We start from the raw sequence: 17,519 nt of genomic DNA on the forward strand, positions 1-17,519 counted from the left end.
ATTTCGATGATGGAACAATGGTGTGACGGCGATCACCGGATTGTCATTCTGTCGCACATGTCTACTATCGCAAATCACAGTTTTGCCGGAATTGGGGAGAGACATGGCGAACCACTTGATGAAGACAACCGCCCTCGGGCTGATCGCAGCATGCGCATTCGTGGGAGGCGCGCAGGCAGGCGGTCTTGAACGTGGCGGCTACAACATCGATCTTCTGTTCGATCCTGGCCAGTACACGTTCGAAAGCGGCGTGGTCTATGTTGCGCCAGATAGAACTCTGAAGAACGTAAGAGACACGGATGCAACCTCTCAACCCGGTGGCCTTAGCTTAAACGCTCGACCAAACTCCGTCGATGAAACTGAGAGCTATTTCGTTCCTCGCGTTGGTCTGAAGGCCACTCTTACTGAGGGCGTGGAGTGCTTGGCGGACTACTCGCAACCCTGGGGAGCGCACACGAAGCCCGGTTCAAATTGGGCTGGCGCTAACCAAAACATTGAGACTAAGGTTAATAGTCACAATTATGGGTTGACCTGTTCCTACAGATTCGATCTCGGACCTGGTCAGGTGCGCATAATTGGCGGCGGATTTTATCAGCAGGTCGATGGCTTTAAAGAGCGGCTGGTGATCGATCCGGTTGCCGCCGGTTTGGGTAGTCTAACGGGTGTTGGCCGACTGGACCTTGAGGGCGATGGTTACGGTTTTCGGGTGGGTGCGGCCTACGAGATTCCGGAATACGCACTGCGCGCAAGTCTCGTTTACAATAGCCAAGTTAAGCTGGATGACATAACTGGTACACTTGACCTGCGCCAAGTTGGCCAGACGGTCGAGAATGTGTATGGCTCTGCCGAGATGCCAGATTCGCTTGAGCTGAAACTACAGTCTGGTATCGCTCCGGACTGGCTCGCATTTGGTTCCGTGAAGTGGACAGACTGGAGCCAGTTGCAGAAGGTGCGTTTCTACCGTGTTGGCACTACGACGGAGCGCACGTCACTCGATCTCGGCTATCGCGACGGCTGGACGGTCAGCGGTGGTATCGGTCACAAGCTGAATGACCAGTGGAGTGTCGCGGGCTCGGTAACTTGGGATCGTGGCACCTCTCAGGGCTTCGGCGCTCAGAGCGACACATGGACCTTCGGCACCGGCGTATCGTACACGCCGACCGATAACGTAGAGTTCCGCTTGGCCGGTGCATTAAGTATTCTGACGTCTGGCAGCTCTGGAGCCGTTACCATCGATGGCGAATCCTATGGAAGCGACGTGTCCTACGACTACGGCACGGACTTGGCGGCCGCAGTTTCCACCTCCCTCAAGGTCCGCTTCTGAGCATCGCTGAGGAAAATGTGTCAGAAGCCCGGCTCGTCCGGGCTTCTTTCGTTTCAAGCCGTCGACCGCTATTTCAGCTTTCCGGAATGTGATGATTCTGCAACAGCGCATCTATCCTTCTTCGGCTGCCGCGCTCGTGCCGAATTTGTCCATTTCCCGCCACAAACAAAGAGCACCGGTGTTGCGAGAGACGGCGGGGGCTGTTTCCGGTGGGTGGCGTTAAGAGTTCAACATGAGCCTCTGGGGCAAAAATTCGGTGCTGATAGCAATGACTTCGACTGTTCTTGGGGAGCGGTCGGCCTGTCTGGAAAAGGAAATGGAGGGGGCGTTTGCGATCGCCCCGGTCTTGCCGGAAATCCGGTCTAGTCTCCAGACCATGCAGAAGAGAATAATATTGAGCCTGGGCGGCAAGGCCATCGACAAGGTCGGGCATGAACCGTCTGTTCATCGCTGTGGTGCAATCTCGAAGTCCGGCGCAGTTGAACCGGCCGCAAATGCGGGGCGGTGTATCTGATGTCCATTATGTCTTGGAAATTGTGCGGACCCATGCGGCTACGTGACTGGAAATCTTCGGTAGTGCTTGTGACGGCAGCTTTGTTGCTGTCCAGCGGGCCCTCTGCGCTTGCCTTCGATATGAACGCCGGTGTCAGCAAGGAATCCGGCCCGTTCGACCTCTTCAAGTTCGGCTTCAACGCCTACAAGAAGGGCCAGAAGGAAGAAGCGGTCGAGGCTTATCGCTATGCCGCCGAAAAGGGCCATACCGGCTCGCGCTGGGCGCTCGCCAACATGTATGAGGCCGGCGACGGTGTCGTCGAAAACGACTTCGAAGCCTTCAAGATTTATGCCGAGATCGCAAACCAGGGCGTCGAGCCCGGTTCTGCGGACACCGGCTTCTTCGTCAATGCGCTTCTGTCGCTTGCCCGGTATTATCGCCAGGGTATTCCCGACAGCCCCGTGAGGGCGGACCTCGCCCAGGCGCGGCAGATCTATTTCCAGGTCGCATCCACCTTTGGAGTGCCGGAAGCCCAGTTCCAGCTGGCCCGCATGATCCTGGCCGGCGAGGGCGGTCGTGTGAACGTGCAGCAGGCGAAGAAGTGGCTGAACATGGCACGCAAGGGCGGCCATGCCGGCGCCATGTCGATCTTCGGCAACGTCTTGTTCGAAGAAGGTCAGACAGTGCGCGGTCTCGCATTCCTGACGGCCGCACTGGAGCGCTGCAGCCAGAAGGATTGTCCATGGATGCAGGATCTGCAGGAACGGGCTTTTTCGCTCGCGACCGAAGACGACCGCCGGGTGGCCGTGGCGCTGGCGCCTGAGGTCTTCACGCAGGGCGACTGAGCGCAGGTCTCGCGACGACATTAGCAGGAACTTCAAAAATGGGCGCCTCAGCGCCCATTTTCTTGTCTGCGATTGGATTTTCTGAGGTCAGAAAGCGAAGTGACCGACAACAGGCACATGGTCCGAGGGTTTCTCCCAGGCCCGGACATGTTTTTCGATCGCCGTCGAGCGAAGCCGGTCGGAGGCCTCAGGCGACAGCATCAGGTGGTCGATGCGGATGCCGTTGTTTTTCTGCCAGGCACCGGCCTGATAGTCCCAGAATGAGAAGAGCGGCGTCTCGTCGGTGGTTGCGCGCACCGCATCGACGAAGCCGAGATTCTCCAGCCGCCGGAAAGCCGCCCGCGTTTGGGGCAGGAAGAGCGCGTCGGTCACCCACTGGCTGGCATCCTTCGCATCATGCGGCTCGGCAATGACATTGTAGTCGCCGGCAAGGATGAGTGGTTCCTCAAGCGCCATGCGGTCACGCGCGAAGGCCTCGAGTCTCGCCATCCAGGCGAGCTTGTAGGGGTATTTGACCGGATCGTCCGACGGATTGCCGTTCGGCAGATAGAGCGAGCAGACACGCAGGACGCCGCCGTCGACCGAAAACACGCCCTCGATGAAGCGCGCCTGTTCGTCGGTGTCGTCACCCGGCAGGCCGCGATTGACTTCGTCCGGCTTGATCTTGGAGAGCAGGGCAACGCCGTTGAAACCCTTCTGGCCGTGCGTCTCGACGTGATAGCCGAGCGCCTCGATCTCGCCGCGGGGAAAACCTTCATCGACCGACTTGATCTCCTGCAGGCAGGCAATGTCGGGATCGCTGTCCTTCAGCCACTGGCACAGATTCTCGATGCGTGCCTTGACGCCGTTGATGTTCCAGGTGGCAATTTTCATCATGCACTCACACGGAGAAACTGGTGCCGCAGCCGCAGCTCGCCACGGCATTGGGATTCTTGATCTGGAACGACTGGCCGAGCAGGTTGTCGACGAAGTCGATCTCGGAGCCGGCCATGTAGATCAGAGACATCGGATCGATCAGGACAGTGGCGCCGTCGCGGCTGATCACGATGTCGTCGCCTGCCGGTTGGCCGTCGAGGTCGAATTTGTAGGAGAAGCCGGAACAGCCGCCGCCTTCGACAGACACGCGCAGCGCCTGTTTCTCGGCATCGGCAGCGACGATCGCCGCGATTCGCTTCGCTGCGGCTTCGGAAAGGGTAACTGTTTCGGTGCTCATTCTGCCTCCTGCCGGGTTCAAGGCCCGGTGAAAACGGTTCACTTCGGTGCAAATCACCGCATTGTCACGCAAATGCGCGATTTTTGATAAGGCGGCGCGGGCTGAAGGCGCTTCAGAACCCGCATCGCCTTGCGGCTTTGTCCGCTATAGGTATGAAGGCACAAGAGTTGCGTCAATGGGGAGCAAGCGGCACAGGCATGACGATTGATCAATCAGCACTGGGTTTCGGCACGGGCGAACGGGCGATTTACGCCACCAATCCGCTGCAAAGCCGTGGCCGGCTCTTTGCCGAGGGCGGCAGCCTCACCCGGTCCGATTTCCAGCGCGACCGCGACCGCATCGTCCACACGACCGCTTTTCGCCGCCTCAAGCACAAGACGCAGGTCTTCATTGGGCCGGACGGCGATCATTATCGCACCCGTCTGACGCACACGATCGAAGTTGCCCAGATTGCCCGAGCATTGGCTCGTGCGCTGAAGCTCGATGAAGATCTGGCAGAAGGCGTGGCGCTCGTGCACGATTTTGGCCACACACCCTTCGGCCACACCGGCGAGGATGCCTTGCACGAGGTGCTGGAACCCTATGGCGGCTTCGACCACAATGCGCAGTCGCTGCGCATCGTTACCAAGCTGGAGCGGCGTTATGCCGATTTTGACGGGCTCAATCTCACCTGGGAAGCGCTCGAAGGCCTGGTCAAGCACAATGGGCCATTGAAGACCAAGGACGGGCAGGGGACGCGCGGACCTGTACCCCAGCCGATCCTGGACTATTGCGAAATCCATGATCTGGAACTGGAAAGCTTTGCCGGGCTCGAAGCCCAGGTTGCGGCCATCGCCGACGACATTGCTTACAACACCCATGATATCGATGACGGTCTGCGCTCCGGTTACCTCACATTCGACATGCTGGAGGACGTGCCCTTTCTCGCCGGTCTGATGAAGGAGGTGCGCGACCGCTATCCGCATCTCGACCCTGACAGGTTTACCCACGAGATCATGCGCCGGCAGATCACGCGAATGGTCGAGGATGTGATCGGAGTGGCGCAGGAGCGGCTGAAGCTGGTGGCGCCCCAGAATGTCGAGGATGTCAGGGCGGCCTCGATGACGATCGCCACATTCTCCGACCAGATGGCCGAGACCGACAAGGCGATCAAGAAGCTCCTGTTCAGCCGCATCTATCGTCACCCCGACATCATGCGCATTCGGGCCGCCGCCGCCGAGATCGTCACCGATCTCTTCAACGCCTACATGGCCGACCCGACGCTGATGAAGAGCCACTTCTGGGTGAACCATATTTCCGGCCTCAATGACGGGCAGAAGGCCCGGCATGTCGGCGACTATCTGGCCGGCATGACGGATACCTATGCGGTGCGCACGCATCGGGAGTTGTTTGACCGGACTCCCGAATTGCGATAGGCACCCGACGAAATTCTAAGGAAACGCCGGTGCGAAGCGCCGGCGCGCAGGGACACGTCATGAATCTTTTCGCCGATTTCGAAATCCGGATCAAAGCAGCGCTCGACGAGATCGAGGCGGTGCGCGAGAAGCGGGACAGCCTCGACTTCAGCCGCATCGTCGTCGAGCCGCCGCGCGATCCGAGCCATGGCGATGCCGCGACCAATGCCGCGATGGTGCTCGCCAAGGGCATGGGCATGAACCCGCGCGCGCTGGCCGACCTGATCGGCGAAAAGCTGAAGCAGGATCCGGATATCGCCGAAGTCGGCGTCGCTGGCCCCGGTTTCATCAATATCCGGCTCTCGGTTGCCTATTGGCAGCGGCTGCTGGCGGTCATGATCCGTGAGGGCACGGATTTCGGTCGTGCCTCCGTCGGTGCCGGCCACAAGGTCAATGTCGAATATGTCTCGGCCAATCCGACGGGCCCGATGCATGTCGGCCATTGCCGTGGCGCCGTTGTCGGCGACACGCTGGCCAACCTGCTCGGTTTTGCGGGTTACGAGGTCACCAAGGAATACTACATCAACGATGCCGGCGCTCAGATCGAGGTCCTCGCCCGTTCCGCCTTCCTGCGCTATCGGGAGGCTCTGGGCGAGACCATCGGCGAGATCCCCGCAGGTCTCTACCCGGGTGACTATCTGGTTCCGGTTGGCAAGGTCCTGGCCGACGAGTATGGCACCAAGCTCCTCACCATGCCGGAAGAGGAGATGCTCGATATCGTCAAGGACAAGGCCATCGCTGCAATGATGGTCATGATCCGCGAGGATCTTGCCACGCTCAACGTGCATCACGACGTCTTCTTCTCCGAGCGCACCCTGCACGCCGGCAACGGCGGCCGCATCCTCTCGGCCATCAATGACCTGACCTTCAAGGGCCATGTCTACAAGGGCAAGCTGCCGCCGCCGAAGGGGCAGTTGCCGGAAGATTGGGAAGACCGCGAGCAGACGCTGTTCCGCTCGACCGAAGTCGGTGACGACATCGACCGCCCGCTGATGAAGTCGGATGGTAGCTTTACCTATTTCGCTGCCGACGTTGCCTATTTCAAGGACAAGTTCGATCGCGGCTTCACCGAGATGATCTATGTGCTGGGTGCCGACCATGGCGGCTATGTGAAGCGGCTGGAGGCGGTCAACCGCGCCGTGTCGGAAGGCAAGTCGAAGCTCACCGTCCTGCTTTGCCAGCTGGTCAAGCTTTACCGCGACGGCGAGCCGGTGAAGATGTCGAAGCGTTCAGGCGATTTCGTCACGCTGCGCGAAGTGGTCGAGGAAGTTGGCCGCGATTCGGTGCGTTTCATGATGCTCTACCGGAAGAATTCCGAGCCGCTCGACTTCGACTTTGCCAAGGTGACGGAGCAGTCGAAGGACAATCCGGTCTTCTATGTGCAGTATGCCCATGCGCGTTGCATGTCGATCATGCGCCAGGCAAAGGAAGCCTTGCCCGATCTCGATATCGAGAAACTCGACCTTGCCAGTGCCGTAATGGGACAGATCCAGGACCCAACGGAACTGTCACTGGTTGCAAAGCTTGCCGAATATCCGAGAATCATCGAGGCAGCAGCATTGTCCCAGGAGCCGCATCGACTTGCATTTTACCTGCATGATCTGGCAAGCTCGCTCCATGCTCACTGGAACAAGGGCAAGGATTCGCCCGAATTACGCTTTGTTAACGATAAACATAGAGAATTAACCATCGCCAGGCTTGGGCTGGTGCATGCTGTCGCCTCCGTGTTGAAGTCGGGACTCGCCATTACTGGCACCGAAGCTCCGGTCGAAATGCGATAGTATCGTCACCAATTCCCCACATTACGCTGGCAGGCGTTGAGTCGCGTGAGTGAGTGGAACAGGGTATGGTACAGAAGCAGGCTGCAAACAGCATTCGATCGCAGGGCGATGGTTTCGCGGATGATGATCCGCTGGCGGAGCTCGCCCGCATCGTTGGGTTCGATCAGCCTCTGAAGCGCGAAACTGTCGTTGCGCTGCCGCAGGCGCCGGATATGTCTTCGGCTGACTTCAATCTGGAAGACGAGTTGATGCGCGAGTTCGAGGGCTACGAAGCTTCTCCCGCGCCGTCTTCCTATGCGCCTGAGCTCGAAGCGCCCGAGCCTGTGCTGCCCCGCCCTTCCGCGGTTGAAGTCTACGAAACACCACGCCATCGCGAAGAGCCGAGTTTCGAGCCGCAGGCCGTTGCCTATGCAGAGCCAGATTCTGGTCTGGTGCCGGAGCATGTCGAGGTCGAGGCTCCGCACTTTGCGCAAGCTGACGCCTATGCGCCGGATGCCGATCGCTACGTCGCGGATCCGGCTCCCGCATATGGTCACGACGAAATGCGATCCGAGCAGTTGGTCGAGCCTGATCTTTCCTTTGATCTGGCCGATGAGCTGGAGTTCGCGGTCGCAGATGCCGACATTCGCCCGGAGCCGTTTGTCGCGCCAGCGCGTCCGGTTCAGCCCGAGCCGCCGCGCCTGCGCCTGCCGCTTGCCAATTTCGCCGCGCAGCCGGTTCGTCGGGCCGAGCCGCCGGTCGCCGTGCAGCCGGCCGCGACTGTGCCGGCATTCGAAGCTTCTAGCTTCGAGGCACCGAACGCACCCGCCGTTGAGGCGTCACGGCCGCTTGGCGATCTCGACTTTGGCAAGGCGAGCTTCGATTGGGCCTCCGGTCCGGTCGAACCCATTCCGGCCATATTGTCTTCCGCTCCCGAATTGGCCGAGGCGCCGACACCTGCGCCGCAATTCGACCCATTTGCAATCGAGATGGAGCGGCCAGTTGCGCCGGTTTCGACGGATGCTGTCGCGGGCGTCCAGCATGACGAGCTGGACTTCGGCTTCGACTTTCTCGATGAACTCGCCTTCGAAGAGGATGCGCATCTCGCTGCCAAGGTAAGGGAGCCGGTCGAGCAGCCCGCAGCGCCCGCCGTATCCGAGGAGGATTTCGATCCCTTCGCCGACCAGGAGTTCGAGCTGCAGCTGGATGAGATCGAGCTGGACTTGTCCGATCTCGAAGTGGCGCCCGAATTGCCTGCGGTTGAGCCCGCGTCTGCGACCGTCGCAGCCGTCGCAACGGCGGCGCCCGCTTTCGCCGCTGCTCCTGCACCTCTGGCGGCAGTCCGTCCAGAGCCAATGGTTGCCTCGTCTTTCGCAGCTGCCCCCCCGGCGGCGGCTCTCGCCGTTCCTCCGACACCTTCAGTCTCGGCGTCATACGCAGCGCCGGTGACCCGCCCTGCGGCTGAAACCTATGCGCCGGCGTCCGCTCCGACATCGTCGCCGTTTCGTCCTGCTGCGCCGACCGAGGACAGCTTCGGCTTCGACCCTTCCGAGATTTCGGAGCAGGATGACCTGCTCGAAACCCTGAGCGGCATGGATGTGCCGGATGTGCCGGTGGCGGAGGCACGCGCGACCCAACCGGCTCAGCCGGACTATGACATCGACATCGATGCCGAGCTTGCGACACTCTTCGAGGAGCCCGCAGCGCCGCAGCCGAAGCCGGTCTCGGCAGGCCGCGTGAGCGCTGCGCCGATTACAACGGCTCCGCAGGCAACGGCACAGCCACCGCTCGAGGATTTCGAAGCCTTCGAAAAGGCGCTGGAAGAAGATCTCATCAGCACCATGTCGGCCTCTGGCCACTTCGAGCCTGAAAGCCGTGGCCACATCACCATCGCCGGTGAAGGCCAGGGATTCCGCTTCCGCCGCGTCAAGCCCTATCTGATGGCGGGAACTGCGGTCGTGATGCTGCTTGCCGGTGCGGGGGGGCTCTATGCCTGGCTCGGCAGCGGTGCCGTTGGCACGCTGTCCGGTGGAGAGCCGGTCGTGATCGCCGCTGACAAGACGCCGGTCAAAATGGTGCCGGAGAATCCGGGCGGCAAGTCCGTTCCGAACCAGGACAAGGCGGTCTATGATCGTGTGGCGGGAAGTGGCGTCGAAGACCCCAAGCAGCCGAGCCTGATTTCCTCGGAAGAAGAGCCCGTCGACGTGGTTCAGCGCACGCTGATCCCCGAATCGCTGCCGCTGGAAGGCGAGAACGATGCCATGGCGACGCCGGTCGGCGAGACCGAGGATCCGCGCCTGCTGCCCGACGGCCAGCCTCCGCAGGCAAGCGCCGAAGATCCGGCGACGATCACCCCGCGCAGGGTCCGCACGATGATCGTGCGTCCGGATGGCACGCTGGTCGCACAGGAAGTGCCGGCGGAGCCGACAGCCGCCGCAACGCCATCGCAGTCAACGGCGGATACGCCGGTGCTCGCACCGCCAAGCGTGCCCTCTTCCAATGGCGGTGATACCGTCAGGACCGTCGATACGCGCGTCGTGACCCCGGGTGGCCCGACCGAGACCGCTGCGTCGCAAACCGTGCCTGCCGCAACGGCGCAAGCAGCCACCGAACTGGCGGCCGTGACGCCTGAGACGGTGGAGACATTGGCGGCCACGGATGTTGCCGCGGCACCGACTGCCAACGATTCGGGCGCACCGCGCGCCCCGATCCCGACAAGTCGCCCGGCTGACCAGCCGGTCAATGTCGTGGGAACCGTCACCGATCAGGGCAATGTACGTTCGGCCCAACCGGCTGCGCCAGCACCTGCTGAAGCGCCCGCCGAAGTGGCTGCGGCATCCCCGGCGGCCACAGCGCCGGCCGCTGCTGCACCCGCTGGCAGTTTCGGCATCCAGATCGCCTCGCTGCCGTCGGAAGCGGACGCGCAGAAGAGCTATCGCAACCTGTCGTCCAAGTTCGGCAACATCCTGGGCGGCAAGCCCTGGGAAATCCGCCAGGCGGACATCCCCGGCAAGGGCACCTTTTACCGGGTGCGCGTGGGGGCCGGTTCCAAGGATGAAGCCGTGGCGCTGTGCGAACAATATCGTGCCGCTGGCGGCAGCTGCCTCGTCTCCCGCTGAGAACAGCACTGATTATCTGAGCATTCGAGAGGCGGAACCGCGTGTTCCGCCTCTTTTCTTGTGTATGAGCGCCTGAGGTCACCTTCCGGTCCCTTCGGCTTTTTCTTCCCCCTCGATATGGTCTTCCCATGACAGCACAATCCCGTTCCGCCAAAGCCATGATCCTCGGTTGCCTCGGCCAGCGTCTCACCGCTGACGAGAAGGCCTTTTATCGCGATGAGCAGCCCTGGGGATTCATCCTCTTCGGTCGCAATATCGGCGAGGCCGAACAGGTGAAGGATCTGGTTGCGGAGATGCGGGATACGGTTGGCGGTGGACACCACGTGCCCGTCCTGGTCGACCAGGAGGGCGGTCGCGTGCAGCGCATCCGCGAGCCGATTGCGCCGCGTTATCCCTCGGGCGCCGATTTGGGCGCGCTTTACGGCCAGGACAAAGCGAAGGGCCTGCGGGCGGCCTGGCTGATGTCACGCCTGCATGCCTTCGATCTCTATCGCCTCGGCATCAATGTCGACTGCTTGCCCGTACTCGACGTGCCCATTGAAGGGGCCAGCAATGTCATCGGCAACCGCGCCTATTCCAACGATCCAGATGTGGTCGCGAAGATGGGACAGGCTGCAGCGGACGGGCTGAAGGCCGGCGGCGTGCTGCCGGTCCTGAAGCATATCCCGGGCCATGGTCGCGGCATGGCCGACAGCCATCATGAACTGCCCGTCGTCACCGTACCGCGCGCCGAGCTCGAGGCGCATGACTTCGTGCCCTTCAAGGCGCTGGCACAGGAGCTGATGGGCATGAGCTGCCATGTCGTCTATACCGATATCGACCCAGATCATCCGGCCTCGACCTCGCGCATCGTCACCGAGGAGATCGTGCGCAAGGCGATCGGCTTCGAGGGCTTGCTGATGTCCGACGATATCTCGATGAATGCGCTTGAGGGCACGATCGGCGAACGCGCAGTGCGGATCGCGGCGACGCTCGATGTCGTGCTGCACTGCCACGGCCATATGGACGAGATGAAGGCTGTTGCCGCCGCCGTGTCCGAACTTTCGGGCCAGGCCCGCGGACGGGCGGATGCGGTGGAAGCGGCTTTCGTTGCGCCCGATGATGCTGACGAGCAGACCTTGCGTGAAGAATTCGCCAACCTGATGGCGGTCGCCTGATGGTGCGCGGTCCTGTCCAGCCGACGATCCTCAACCGGCCCTCCCAGGGAGAGACACCGGTGCCGACGCCGATGGACAGCCTCTGGCAGGACAATGCCGAGGAGCGGGCCGCAAGCGACCCGGCACTCCTGATCGATGTCGCGGGTTTCGAAGGCCCGCTCGATCTCCTGCTTTTCCTTGCCCGCAATCAGAAGGTCGATCTCGCCCGCATTTCGGTGCTGGCCCTGGCCGAGCAATATTTGCTCTTCATCGAAACCGCCCGGCGCATTCGCATCGAGCTGGCTGCCGACTATCTGGTGATGGCGGCCTGGCTCGCCTATCTGAAATCGCGTCTCCTGATCCCGCAGCAGCCGAAAGACGACGGCCCCTCGGGCGAGGAGATGGCCCAGACGCTTGCCTTCCGCCTGAAACGGCTGGAGGCCATGCGCGAGGCCGCAAGCCGGCTCGTCAACCGCAACCGTCTCGGCCGTGATGTCCACCCGCGCGGTGCGCCGGAACATGTGCCCTCGCGCGCGACGAGCGCCTATGAGGCTTCGCTCTATGATCTGCTGACGGCCTACGCTTCACTGCGCCAGCGCCAGGCAATCACCCAGGTGACGATCGAGCGGCGGCGGGTCTGGTCGCTGTCGGATGCGCGCGGGATCCTGACCCGCATGATCGGCGAGATCACCGACTGGACGGCGCTCGACCATTTCCTTTTGCGCTACCTGCCGAGCCCCGAGGACCGGGTGACCGCGATTGCGAGTTCCTTTGCAGCCTCCCTCGAACTCGTGCGTGAAGGCCGACTTGAGATCCGACAGGATGGGGCCTTCCAGCCGATCTACATGCGCAGCGGTCCCAGGGCCGAAGCTTTGAAATCGGTGGAGTGAAGCTGACATGATCGACGTCGACGAGAGGGAGCCGGATGACGGCGAGGAAGCCGAGGAGGGGGGGCATTCTGCATCGCTCCGCGCCGAGCTCGACCGTCGCGAGGCGTTGCGCATTGCCGAGGCCCTGGTTTTCGCGTCTGCCCAGCCGGTTTCGACCTCCTTTGTCGAAGAGCGTCTGCCACACGGCATCGCGGCGACGGATATCCTGCATCAGCTGAAGGAGGATTACGCTGCGCGCGGGGTGAACCTCGTCCAGGTGGACGACCACTGGGCGTTTCGCACGGCGGCCGATCTCTCATTTGCCATCCGCAACGACGAGGCCGAGGTCAAGAAGCTCTCGCGTGCTGCTCTCGAAGTGCTCGCGATCATCGCCTATCACCAGCCGGTCACGCGTGCCGAGATCGAGGACATCAGAGGCGTGCAGACCTCCAAGGGCACGCTCGACGTGTTGATGGAGGCGGGCTGGGTGCGTTTTCGCGGGCGCCGGCGTTCGCCCGGACGCCCTGTGACCCTTGGGACGACCCGTGATTTCCTCGATCATTTCGGGCTGGAGGAACTGCGCGATCTGCCGGGTCTCGAAGAGTTGAAGGGGGCAGGGCTGCTCTCTGGCCGTATTCCGGCGAACTTCAACATCCCGCTTCCCATGGGCCATGACGAGCTTAGCGAGGAGGAGGATCCGATTACCCAGCTGGACCTCGAAGAGCTCGGCCTCTTGACACCGGGCGGTGAAGCAGAGGAATAGGGTCAGCTTTTTCAACGATGACCGGTAAAGCCGGCTCGTCTGCGGTCCCTGTGTCTGCAACGATCCGGTCTGAACCGCGCGGACGGCAGAATGAATCCAGCGAAGACCCAGCACGGAAACGGCCAGCGCACGGCGGGCGTGACCTTTGCCGCACGTCTGACCTTCGAGGAGATTCATCACTGCTATCACGGCAAGGAGACGATCGGCGGTCTTTCGCTGACGGCGGAACCCGGCGAAGTCCTCTGCCTGCTCGGTCCCTCCGGGTCTGGCAAGACGACGCTGCTCAGGATTGCCGCTGGCATCGAGGCGCAGACGTCAGGTCGCGTGGTGATCAACGACCGTGAAGTCGCTGGACCCCGGACCTTCCTGCCGCCGGAGAAGCGTGGCATCGGGCTGATGTTCCAGGACTTCGCTCTTTTCCCTCACATGTGCGTGCTCGACAATGTCCGCTTCGGCCTGACGGCGCTGCCGCGCAAGGACGCGGTGGCGGAAGCCATGGCCGCTCTGGAGCGCGTCGGGCTTGCCCATTATGCCGACAAGTTTCCGCATGCCTTGTCCGGCGGTGAGCAGCAGCGCGTGGCGCTGGCGAGAGCGCTCGCTCCCCGTCCCAGCGTGCTCCTGATGGACGAACCTTTTTCCGGTCTCGATTCGCGGCTCAAGGACACGGTGCGGGCCGATACGCTCGCAATTCTCCGTGAGACCCGTGCGACTGCCGTCGTCGTCACCCACGACGCCGAAGAGGCCATGCGCATGGCAGATCGCATTGCGCTTCTCCGGAACGGGCGTCTCGTGCAGGTCGGGACATCGGACGATCTCTATCGCCGACCGAACGACATCTTTGCGGCCGCGTTCTTTTCTGAAATCAATGAATTCGCCGGCCGCGTGCGGGGCGGACAGGTGGAAACGCCGCTGGGTGCGGCCGAAGCCGGCCATCTCGCCGAGGGTACCGAGGTCGAGATTGCGGTTCGCCTGTCCGATCTTGCCGTGCGCGACAGTGGCGGCAGCATTCCGGCCCGCATCATTGCTCGACGTTTTCTCGGCGTTGTCGAACTGCTCGACCTTGCAGTCCCCGGCACCGAGAGGCCCGTCCGCGCTCGAATCCGGGCCGATGTCCTGTCGGCCGGTGTGCGTGACGTCACGATTGCGGTTGAGCCGAAAGACATTTTGGTGTTTGAAAAGACACCGGAAAGCCCCTACATCGGGGAAACAAAAATCTAAGGAGTGGCAGGCATGGGTTCGTTTAGCATTTGGCACTGGATCATCGTTCTGGCGATCGTCCTGCTTCTCTTCGGCCGCGGCAAGATCCCGGAACTGATGGGTGACGTGGCCAAGGGCATCAAGAGCTTCAAGAAGGGCATCAGCGAAGAGGACGAGAGCGAAAAGCCGACCGCTTCGACCCCTCCGGCCCAGTCGACCGCGACGAAGACGGTCGATCACAAGGCCGACGAGGTAAAGTGATCGGCATCCGCCGTTTGGACGGGCGGCTCTTCGGGCTGCCCGCTCTTCGTTGAAGTGTTGGAAGTCCGGCGCCCGTTCCGAGGCGCCCTTGGTGGCATCAGGAGCCCGTTTACATGCTGGATATAGGCTGGACCGAGCTTTTGGTGGTCGCCGTGATCCTGATCGTGGTTGTGGGTCCCAAGGACCTGCCCCCGATGATCCGGGCCTTCGGCAAGATGACGAAGCGTCTGCGACAGACGGCGGGCGAGTTTCGATCCCAGTTCGATGAGGCCCTCCGGGAGGCCGAGCTCGATGACCTGAAGAATTCGGTCAACGACATCCGGTCGCTCAATCCTGCCAATACGATCCGGGAGACATTGAACCCGCTGCGCCAGATGGGGCAGGAGATCAAGTCGGATCTGGAGCGTTCCACGCGCCCCCAGAGCAAGACTGCGCCGCAGGATGACGGTTACGAAGAAAATTCCATTTTGCCCGACGTGCCGCTCGGCCTCGGCGAAGTGCCGGACGCGCTGAAACCGGCCGCAGTCCCGCCAGCCGCGCAAGCTGCTGCTCCCGCTGCGACCACGCCAGTCACCGGCCCGGCGACCTCGGCGCCCGCCGCGGCGGCCCCGGTCACCACAAAGAAGCCGGCTGGTCGCAAGGCTGCCGCCAAGGCCGATGCTCCGGCGAAGGCGGCCTCCAGGACCGTGAAAGCCGCGCCCGTGGCAGCCGCTGTCCCGGTCGCCTCTCAGCCGAAGGCGACGAAGGCGAAGGCCGCTCCCGTCAAACCGGCAGCGACGAAGCCCGCCCCGGCCGAAAAGGCTCTTGCCAAATCGGCACCCAAGGCACGCAAGCCCAAGAGTGAGGACCGCGCATGAGCGGCGAGACCGACGACAAGCCCCAGCCGCTGATCGAGCATCTGATTGAACTGCGGTCGCGCCTCATCTGGGCGCTCGGCGCATTCTTCCTCGCCTTCATCGTCTGCTTCTACTTCGCCAAGCCGCTCTTCAACATGCTGGTCGTTCCCTATAAATGGGCCGTGTCCTGGGCTGGCATGGATTTGAGCAAGGCGGAGCTGATCTATACGGCGCCCCAGGAATTCTTCTTCACCCAGGTGAAGGTGGCGGCCTTCGGCGCCATGGTCATCGCCTTTCCGGTGATCGCCTCGCAGATCTACAAATTCGTGGCGCCCGGTCTCTACAAGAACGAGCGCGCCGCCTTCCTGCCGTTCCTGATTGCCTCGCCGCTGCTCTTTCTGCTCGGCGCCTCGCTCGTCTATTTCTTCTTCACGCCCATGGTGATGTGGTTCTTCCTCGCCATGCAGCAAAGCCCCGGCGAGGGGGAGGTGGCGATTTCGCTGCTGCCCAAGGTTTCCGAATATCTCAGCCTGATCATGACGCTGGTCTTTTCCTTCGGTCTTGTGTTCCAGCTGCCCGTCATCACCACGCTTCTGGCGCGGGTCGGCATCCTGGACAGCCGGTGGCTGGCGGACAAGCGCAAGTACTTCATCGTCGTCGCCTTCGTCGTCGCCGCCGTCCTGACACCGCCGGATCCGCTCTCCCAGATCGGTCTTGCACTGCCGACAATCCTTCTCTACGAGGTGGCTATCTACGCGGCGCGACTCGTCGAGAAGAACCGTGCTCGGTCTGCAGAAGCCGCCGACCTTGCCGAGGCTTCCTCGTCAGAGGAAACCTGAATCGGCGCCGACGCCGTTTCGACGACGCCAAAACCCATCACGACATGGGGCCGGACATGGCCGCCGGCCACTCCGCTCCCGGTCGAAGCACAAGACCTGGAACGACGATGCTCGATATCAAGTGGATCCGTGAAAACCCCGAGGCCCTCGATGCCGCACTCGCCAAGCGCAGTGCCGAGCCGCTGTCTGCCTCACTGATCGCGCTCGACCAGAAGCGCCGCGCCGTCGCCCAGGCGATGCAGGACATGCAGTCGCGCCGCAACAGCGCCTCCAAGGAGATTGGCGCCGCCATGGCGCAGAAGAACATGGAGCTGGCCGAAAAGCTGAAGGCGGAAGTCGCCTCGCTCAAGGACACGTTGCCGGCCGCCGAAGAGGAAGAGCGTCAGCTTACTGCCGAGCTGACCGACGCCCTGTCGCGCATTCCGAACATTCCGCATGACGACGTCCCTGTCGGCAAGGACGAGCACGACAATGTCGTCGCCCGGGTCGTCGGCGAAAAGCCGATGTGGAACCACAAGGCGTTCGAACACTACGAAATCGGCGAAAACCTCGGCTACATGGACTTCGAGCGCGCCGCCAAGCTGTCCGGCGCCCGCTTCACCGTGCTGACCAGCCAGCTTGCCCGGCTCGAGCGCGCCCTTGGCCAGTTCATGCTCGACCTGCACACCTCGGAACACGGTTATACGGAAGTGTCGTCGCCCCTGATGGTGCGTGATGACGCCATGTACGGCACGGGGCAGCTTCCGAAATTCGCCGAAGACCTGTTCAGGACGACGGATGGCCGCTGGCTGATCCCGACGGCGGAGGTGACACTGACCAATCTGGTCGCTGGCGAAATCCTCGACCAGGAAAAGCTGCCGCTGCGCTTTACCGCCCTGACGCCGTCCTTCCGCTCGGAAGCAGGCTCGGCCGGCCGCGACACGCGCGGCATGCTGCGCCAGCACCAGTTCTGGAAATGCGAGCTCGTCTCGATCACCGACGCCGAAAGCTCCATGGCCGAGCACGAGCGCATGACGGCCTGCGCCGAAGAAGTGTTGAAGCGCCTCGGCCTGCACTTCCGGACCATGACGCTTTGCACCGGCGACATGGGCTTCGGCGCCCGCAAGACCTATGACCTTGAAGTCTGGCTGCCGGGGCAGAACGCCTACCGCGAAATCTCGTCCTGCTCCGTCTGCGGCGATTTCCAGGGGCGTCGGATGAATGCCCGCTATCGCAACAAGGACGGCAAGGGCACGACCTTCGTGCACACGCTGAACGGTTCCGGCACGGCCGTCGGCCGCTGCCTCATCGCTGTCATGGAGAACTACCTCAACGAGGACGGCTCGATCACCGTTCCCGACGTGCTCCTGCCCTATATGGGCGGCATCAAGAAAATCGAGAAGGCGGCCTGATCACGCCGCGCCCGGAGTG

16 protein-coding genes are annotated in these 17,519 nt (G+C 62.2%); 14 read left to right on the forward strand and 2 right to left on the reverse strand.

Annotation, left to right across the window (positions count from 1 at the left end; all coding sequences use genetic code 11):
- The first annotated feature begins 103 nt into the window (after positions 1-103).
- From QTL56_RS03535 to exoR, 3 genes are all read left to right on the forward strand, one after another.
- Positions 104-1,324, forward strand: coding sequence for an OmpP1/FadL family transporter (locus QTL56_RS03535; RefSeq protein WP_370660320.1), 1,221 nt, complete (start codon positions 104-106; stop codon positions 1,322-1,324).
- A 232-nt stretch (positions 1,325-1,556) separates the two neighbouring features.
- Positions 1,557-1,838: a hypothetical protein gene (locus QTL56_RS03540; RefSeq protein ID WP_229576386.1), complete on the forward strand. Its 282-nt coding sequence runs from the start codon at positions 1,557-1,559 to the stop codon at positions 1,836-1,838.
- 32 nt (positions 1,839-1,870) lie between these two features.
- A complete protein-coding gene (exoR, locus tag QTL56_RS03545; protein WP_280640731.1) occupies positions 1,871-2,662 on the forward strand; it encodes an exopolysaccharide production regulator ExoR in 792 nt (263 codons plus the stop codon).
- Between the two features lie 87 nt (positions 2,663-2,749).
- Here exoR and xth read toward each other — a convergent pair whose 3' ends face one another.
- Together xth and erpA are read right to left on the reverse strand one after the other, a co-directional pair.
- Positions 2,750-3,535, reverse strand: coding sequence for an exodeoxyribonuclease III (gene xth, locus QTL56_RS03550; protein ID WP_229576385.1), 786 nt, complete (start codon positions 3,533-3,535; stop codon positions 2,750-2,752).
- Between the two features lie 7 nt (positions 3,536-3,542).
- Positions 3,543-3,875, reverse strand: a complete 333-nt coding sequence (gene erpA / locus QTL56_RS03555) for an iron-sulfur cluster insertion protein ErpA (RefSeq protein ID WP_229576384.1) — start codon at positions 3,873-3,875, stop codon at positions 3,543-3,545.
- A 197-nt stretch (positions 3,876-4,072) separates the two neighbouring features.
- On the opposite strand from erpA, the gene QTL56_RS03560 reads away from it, so the two are divergent.
- The 11 genes from QTL56_RS03560 to serS all read left to right on the forward strand — a co-directional run bounded on the left by QTL56_RS03560 (position 4,073) and on the right by serS (position 17,500).
- Entirely contained in the window at positions 4,073-5,290 is a 1,218-nt protein-coding gene (locus tag QTL56_RS03560) for a deoxyguanosinetriphosphate triphosphohydrolase (protein WP_229576383.1), read from the forward strand.
- Between the two features lie 59 nt (positions 5,291-5,349).
- Positions 5,350-7,110, forward strand: coding sequence for an arginine--tRNA ligase (gene argS / locus QTL56_RS03565; RefSeq protein WP_245137002.1), 1,761 nt, complete (start codon positions 5,350-5,352; stop codon positions 7,108-7,110).
- Between the two features lie 65 nt (positions 7,111-7,175).
- Positions 7,176-10,208, forward strand: coding sequence for an SPOR domain-containing protein (locus QTL56_RS03570; protein WP_245137001.1), 3,033 nt, complete (start codon positions 7,176-7,178; stop codon positions 10,206-10,208).
- Positions 10,209-10,336: 128 nt separating this feature from the next.
- The gene (nagZ, locus tag QTL56_RS03575; RefSeq protein WP_245137000.1) at positions 10,337-11,365 is read left to right on the forward strand and encodes a beta-N-acetylhexosaminidase; all 1,029 of its coding nucleotides are present in this window, start codon (positions 10,337-10,339) and stop codon (positions 11,363-11,365) included.
- A 71-nt stretch (positions 11,366-11,436) separates the two neighbouring features.
- Complete coding sequence (locus tag QTL56_RS03580; RefSeq protein WP_229576476.1) at positions 11,437-12,234, forward strand: segregation and condensation protein A; 798 nt, start codon at positions 11,437-11,439, stop codon at positions 12,232-12,234.
- Between the two features lie 7 nt (positions 12,235-12,241).
- The gene (gene scpB, locus QTL56_RS03585; RefSeq protein ID WP_245136999.1) at positions 12,242-12,976 is read left to right on the forward strand and encodes an SMC-Scp complex subunit ScpB; all 735 of its coding nucleotides are present in this window, start codon (positions 12,242-12,244) and stop codon (positions 12,974-12,976) included.
- Positions 12,977-13,066: 90 nt separating this feature from the next.
- Entirely contained in the window at positions 13,067-14,194 is a 1,128-nt protein-coding gene (locus QTL56_RS03590) for an ABC transporter ATP-binding protein (protein ID WP_245136998.1), read from the forward strand.
- A gap of 12 nt (positions 14,195-14,206) precedes the next feature.
- Positions 14,207-14,434, forward strand: coding sequence for a twin-arginine translocase TatA/TatE family subunit (locus QTL56_RS03595; protein ID WP_245136997.1), 228 nt, complete (start codon positions 14,207-14,209; stop codon positions 14,432-14,434).
- 113 nt (positions 14,435-14,547) lie between these two features.
- Positions 14,548-15,291 carry a Sec-independent protein translocase protein TatB gene (gene tatB, locus QTL56_RS03600; protein WP_245136996.1) on the forward strand — a complete coding sequence of 248 codons (744 nt, stop codon included), beginning with the start codon at positions 14,548-14,550 and terminating at the stop codon, positions 15,289-15,291.
- A complete protein-coding gene (gene tatC / locus QTL56_RS03605; RefSeq protein ID WP_229576375.1) occupies positions 15,288-16,109 on the forward strand; it encodes a twin-arginine translocase subunit TatC in 822 nt (273 codons plus the stop codon). Before tatB ends, tatC begins: the two co-directional genes overlap by 4 nt.
- A 107-nt stretch (positions 16,110-16,216) precedes the next feature.
- Positions 16,217-17,500 (forward strand): serine--tRNA ligase, encoded by a 1,284-nt coding sequence (gene serS / locus QTL56_RS03610; protein ID WP_229576374.1) that lies wholly within the window; start codon positions 16,217-16,219, stop codon positions 17,498-17,500.
- Positions 17,501-17,519: the final 19 nt, after the last annotated feature.

Origin of the sequence: Peteryoungia algae, assembly GCF_030369675.1 — a bacterium.
Taxonomy (GTDB): Bacteria; Pseudomonadota; Alphaproteobacteria; order Rhizobiales; family Rhizobiaceae; genus Allorhizobium; species Allorhizobium algae.

Bases quoted from the DNA above. Each gene is read 5' to 3' on its own strand.
- QTL56_RS03570 (WP_245137001.1), top strand. From the start codon at position 7,176: ATGGTACAGAAGCAGGCTGCAAACAGCATTCGATCGCAGGGCGATGGT.
- QTL56_RS03535 (WP_370660320.1), top strand. From the start codon at position 104: ATGGCGAACCACTTGATGAAGACAACCGCCCTCGGGCTGATCGCAGCA.
- QTL56_RS03590 (WP_245136998.1), top strand. From the start codon at position 13,067: ATGAATCCAGCGAAGACCCAGCACGGAAACGGCCAGCGCACGGCGGGC.
- QTL56_RS03580 (WP_229576476.1), top strand. From the start codon at position 11,437: ATGGACAGCCTCTGGCAGGACAATGCCGAGGAGCGGGCCGCAAGCGAC.
- tatC (WP_229576375.1), top strand. From the start codon at position 15,288: ATGAGCGGCGAGACCGACGACAAGCCCCAGCCGCTGATCGAGCATCTG.
- nagZ (WP_245137000.1), top strand. From the start codon at position 10,337: ATGACAGCACAATCCCGTTCCGCCAAAGCCATGATCCTCGGTTGCCTC.
- exoR (WP_280640731.1), top strand. From the start codon at position 1,871: ATGCGGCTACGTGACTGGAAATCTTCGGTAGTGCTTGTGACGGCAGCT.
- erpA (WP_229576384.1), bottom strand. From the start codon at position 3,875: ATGAGCACCGAAACAGTTACCCTTTCCGAAGCCGCAGCGAAGCGAATC.
- serS (WP_229576374.1), top strand. From the start codon at position 16,217: ATGCTCGATATCAAGTGGATCCGTGAAAACCCCGAGGCCCTCGATGCC.
- QTL56_RS03540 (WP_229576386.1), top strand. From the start codon at position 1,557: ATGAGCCTCTGGGGCAAAAATTCGGTGCTGATAGCAATGACTTCGACT.
- argS (WP_245137002.1), top strand. From the start codon at position 5,350: ATGAATCTTTTCGCCGATTTCGAAATCCGGATCAAAGCAGCGCTCGAC.
- xth (WP_229576385.1), bottom strand. From the start codon at position 3,535: ATGAAAATTGCCACCTGGAACATCAACGGCGTCAAGGCACGCATCGAG.
- scpB (WP_245136999.1), top strand. From the start codon at position 12,242: ATGATCGACGTCGACGAGAGGGAGCCGGATGACGGCGAGGAAGCCGAG.
- tatB (WP_245136996.1), top strand. From the start codon at position 14,548: ATGCTGGATATAGGCTGGACCGAGCTTTTGGTGGTCGCCGTGATCCTG.
- QTL56_RS03560 (WP_229576383.1), top strand. From the start codon at position 4,073: ATGACGATTGATCAATCAGCACTGGGTTTCGGCACGGGCGAACGGGCG.
- QTL56_RS03595 (WP_245136997.1), top strand. From the start codon at position 14,207: ATGGGTTCGTTTAGCATTTGGCACTGGATCATCGTTCTGGCGATCGTC.